Source organism: Streptomyces sp. NPDC004721 (assembly GCF_053601495.1).
Genome location: NZ_JBSGBZ010000133.1, coordinates 1 through 4,624, shown reverse-complemented (window position 1 = coordinate 4,624; position 4,624 = coordinate 1). Strand labels below are relative to the sequence as shown.

The following is a 4,624-nucleotide window of genomic DNA, read 5'->3' as shown; positions in this document are numbered from 1 at the left end:
TTTGGACGGTCTCTTTGCGGTTGAGATGGGAATGAAATGCCCAAGCGCGCACTGATCACCGGAATTACCGGCCAGGACGGGTCCTATCTGGCGGCTCCAGAACCGCCTGGGCCCGCTGCCGCGGGCCGGGCTGGCTGCGAGGGTGGGGGGTTGCTCGTTCGTGTGGGTTCCAGAGTGGTGGGTGCATCAGGTTGATTCAGCATGTACCGTTGGCGGAAACACGGGACACCCTCCAACCACCTGATGCGGGCCCAGCTGCCCGCGCTTCCGGAAAAGGGAAAACGCATGTGGAGTGCTCAGGACGTGGCGCGGGATCGGGTCCGGCGTCAGGCGAATGGCCTGGACGTCGCCGTCGTTGCGGAAAAGGTCGCGGAGGCCGCTGTCCGTGAGCGGGAGACCGCGGAGCAGTTGAGGGGAAACGGTTCCTTCTACGAGTTCGAGATGGACCGGGAGCGGTTGGCTGCCATCTGGCTGGCCAAACACGCTGAGTGGCAGCGCGTCAGGGACTTGATGACTGCAGCCGGTTGGAGCGTGTACGAGCCAGAACAGGACGCTCAAGGCTCGGTGTGGGCTCGCGAGCGTGAGGAACGGCTTGCCGGTGCTCTTGCGGCACAGGCAGCCGCCTCCGGGGAGCGGCAGGGGGAGGAAGCGGATGAACTGCGAGCGGAGGTCCGGCTGTCCGCCGCGCCCAGCCGGCTGATCCAGACGGTGGCCAGCCGGGCGGGGCTGCGCCCCTCTCAGGTGCTGGCCCAACTTGCCGAGCGGATCGTCGTGGGCGAGGACGGTACAGTGTCCGTCCCGCCCTTCACGCCGTCCTGGTGATTTCCGAAGCAAGTGGAAAAGAAAGCAGAGGAGCAGCGTGGGAATGCTGGGTATTCAGCTTCGCGAACACCAGGTAGCCCAGAAAACGAGTTTCCGTAAGTGGGTAGGATTCCCTGCAAGATCATCTGTGCCGCCTCAGGGGGCGCGGGGCACGATCGTGTCCGCGACCGGATCAGGGAAAACGATCACCGCCGCCGCGTGCGCGCTGGAATGCTTCCCAGGCGGGCGGATCCTCGTGACCGTGCCGACCCTGGACCTGCTCGCGCAGACCGCCCAGGCGTGGCGCCTGGTGGGCCACCGCACCCCGATGGTCGCGGTCTGCTCGCTGGAGAACGACCCAGTACTCAACTCGCTGGAGGTGCGCACCACCACCAACCCCATCCAACTCGCCCTGTGGGCCGGGCACGGACCGATCGTCGTGTTCGCCACGTACGCCTCCCTGGTAGACCGCGAGGACATCGACGCACCCGAAGGCCAGCAGAAGGTTCGCGGGCCGCTGGAAGCCGCGCTGGCAGGCGGGGAACGGCTGTACGGGCAGCAGATGAGCGGTTTCGACCTCGCCATCGTGGACGAAGCCCACTCAACCGCAGGTGATCTTGGGAGGCCGTGGGCGGCGATCCATGACAACCAGCGGATCCCGGCAGACTTCCGGCTATACCTCACCGCGACCCCGCGCATCCTCGCTGCACCCCGGCCTCAGAGGGGCACGGGCGGCCAGGAACTGGAAATCGCGACCATGGCCGACAACCCGAACGGAACATACGGGCCGTGGCTGGCCGAACTCGGACTGAGCGAGGCGATCGAACGCGGCATCCTCGCCGGATTCGAAATCGACGTACTCGAGATCCACGACCCCTCCCCCGCCCTCGAGGAATCCGAGGAGGCGCAGCGAGGCCGGCGCCTGGCGCTGCTACAGACCGCACTTTTGGAGCACGCCGCGGCGCACAACCTCCGTACGGTCATGACCTTCCACCAGAAGGTCGAAGAGGCCGCCGCATTCGCCGAGAAACTGCCCAAGACCGCCGCAGAGCTGTACGCCAACGACACCTCCGACGACGACCTGGCGGCCGCCGACCGGCTCCCCGCGTCGTCGATCGACGCGGAGTTCTACGAGCTGGAGGCCGGCCGCCACGTCCCACCGGACCGCGTCTGGTCGGCATGGCTGTGCGGCGACCACCTCGTCACCGAACGACGCGAAGCCCTGCACCAGTTCGCCAACGGCATCGACGCCGCGGACCGGCGCGTACACCGCGCGTTCCTCGCCAGCTGCCGCGTCCTCGGGGAAGGTGTCGACATCACCGGCGAACGGGGAGTCGAGGCCGTGTGCTTCGCCGACACCCGCGGCTCCCAAGTCGAAATCGTCCAGAACATCGGCCGAGCACTCCGACTCAACCGCGACGGCACCACCAAGATCGCACGCATCATCGTCCCCATCTTCCTCCAACCCGGCGAAGACCCCACCGACATGATCGCCAGCGCCTCGTTCCGCCCCCTCGTAGCCGTCCTCCAAGGCCTGCGCAGCCACGACGAACGACTCGTCGAGCAGCTCGCATCCCGCGCCCTCACCAGCGGGCAGCGCAAGGTACACATCCGGCGCGATGAGGACGGGCAGATCGTCGGGGCCGGCGGCGAGGACCAGGAGCAGGAGGGCGCGGACGCCGCTGCCGAGTCGGCCCTGCTCCACTTCTCCTCCCCCCGGGACGCAGCCACCATCGCCGCCTTCCTGCGCACCCGGATCTACCGACCCGAATCCCTGGTCTGGCTCGAGGGCTACCAAGCCCTCCTCCGCTGGCGAGCCGAGAACCAGATCACCGGCCTGCACGCCGTCCCCTACGACGTTGAGGTCGAAGTGGGCGTGACCAAGGACTTCCCCCTCGGGCGGTGGGTGCACCAGCAACGGAAGGCACTACGGGCCGGGGAACTGGAACCGCGCCGCAAGGAACTGCTCGACCTGCCGGAGGCCGGGATGGTGTGGGAGCCGGGCGAAGAGGCATGGGAGAACAAGCTCGCCGCGCTGCGCTCCTACCGGCACGCGACCGGACACCTCGCACCCCGGCAAAACGCCGTATGGGGCGAAGGGGCGAACCTAGGTACAGGGGCTGACTTGATCCCCGTCGGGCAGCACATGGCCAACCTCCGACGGAAGGGAGCCAAGAACGGCCTAGGCAAGGATCCGGAGCGGGCGGCGGAGCGCGCAAAGCAGCTGGAGGCGATCGACCCGGACTGGAACTGCCCGTGGCCGCTCGACTGGCAACGCCACTACCGCGTCCTCGCCGACCTGGTCGACGCCGACGGCCACCTGCCCGACATCGCACCCGGCGTGCTGATGGACGGTGATGACCTGGGAAAGTGGCTTCAGCGGCAGAAGCAGCCGAGCACCTGGGCACAGCTGTCCACCGAGCAGCAAGAGCGGCTGTCCAGGCTGGGCGTCAAGCCCACTGAGGCGCCGTCTCCGACCCCGGCAGCCGGGCATGCGAAGGGTCCAAGCAAAGCGCAACAGGCGTTCCAACGCGGACTCGCGGCCCTCACACAATGGGTCGAACGAGAAGGCGCTCACCGGCCCGTACCACGCAGCCACGCTGAGAAGATCGTGGTCGCCGGCGAGACGGCGCCGGTAGTCGTAAAGCTCGGCGTATGGGTATCCAACACTCGCGCGAGGCAGGGCAAGCTCACCGCGGAGCAGTTGGACGCCCTGCGGGAGCTGGGCATGGAGTGGGCGTAGCCGGCGGCTGGCCGGTGATGCGCGGCCGAGCCCTCACAGGTGCAGACGCCAGGGGGCACTCAACCCTGCCGTACCGCTGCGAGTTACTGCTCGGGGCGGTCCCGTGCAACGTGCGACCGGGCACGGGACCGCCAAGCCCTGCCGTCCTGTCCGAGCCGGGCACTGAAAACCGTACGAAAACACGCCGCTAAGCGCACCCTCAACAGCACGCAGGAGCAGCCTGCGATACCGCGGGTAGCCCCTCACCCCACCGGTGCGCTGGGAGGTCTGCAGCAGGATCGGCCACCACGGTGGGGGCTACTCGTGTCCGAGCAGACGAGCGATCTCGTCCTCCTCGGCTCGCTGCCTGGCGAACCGCTCCCGCAGCCCGACCTCACCGCTCGGCACGGGCGCCTCCTGCTCCCCTGCGGAAGTGAATACGACCGCATACTCCTCGAAGCCCTCGCTGGCGCCCCATGCCCCTCGCTGCATCGCCTCCTCGTGCCGTTCCCGAGAATCCTCCCGCCCCCGCGCCCATACTTGGACGCGATAAACATGGGACGGATCGAGATCAATGGCCGGCTCGCCCGGCTCGATGCTCTGGCCGAACGCCTCGACCGGTCCGGGGGCGGGTGATGCGACGCCGTTCATGGTGTCGCACGCGTACATCCGACCCCCGTAGACAGGCACATAGGACATTGTGGAGACAAGCCGCCAGTCACCTCCCGGCACCGTCTCCTGGCCGGGTGCAGCGCTGGACAATACGACGGGCACCCTCTGCGCCTGCACACAGGAGACGATCACGATCTGGCCGGGTACGACGATGACCGGGTCCGACGTGGCGAAGTCCACCCGCTCCTCCACGGCGTCGAAACCAGGATCGCGCATCTCACCGATGCTGAAGTGCGAGTACTCCACTTCGACGACCCCCGCACGACTGACATCCACAAACCTCGCTCCTCCGACTCCGCCGGGTGTGTCAATTGATTCAGACACTCCCGCTTACCTTGTTCCTTAACCTCTGGCCTCGAACGACGTCTCGGACGCCCCGCGCATGGCCCTTCTCCTTCTGGACGCCCGCCTGGTGTCGGCCCGTCGGTA

Annotated in this window: 3 protein-coding genes; 2 read left to right on the top strand and 1 reads right to left on the bottom strand. The window is 67.5% G+C overall.

Annotated elements, in window-relative coordinates:
- Positions 1-243: 243 nt before the first annotated feature.
- Positions 244-822: a hypothetical protein gene (locus ACWEK3_RS42040; RefSeq protein ID WP_453252231.1), complete on the top strand. Its 579-nt coding sequence runs from the start codon at positions 244-246 to the stop codon at positions 820-822.
- Positions 823-865: 43 nt separating this feature from the next.
- Positions 866-3,544, top strand: coding sequence for a Helicase associated domain protein (locus ACWEK3_RS42035; RefSeq protein WP_453252230.1), 2,679 nt, complete (start codon positions 866-868; stop codon positions 3,542-3,544).
- 297 nt (positions 3,545-3,841) lie between these two features.
- Here ACWEK3_RS42035 and ACWEK3_RS42030 read toward each other — a convergent pair whose 3' ends face one another.
- Complete coding sequence (locus ACWEK3_RS42030; RefSeq protein ID WP_453252229.1) at positions 3,842-4,471, bottom strand: hypothetical protein; 630 nt, start codon at positions 4,469-4,471, stop codon at positions 3,842-3,844.
- Positions 4,472-4,624: the final 153 nt, after the last annotated feature.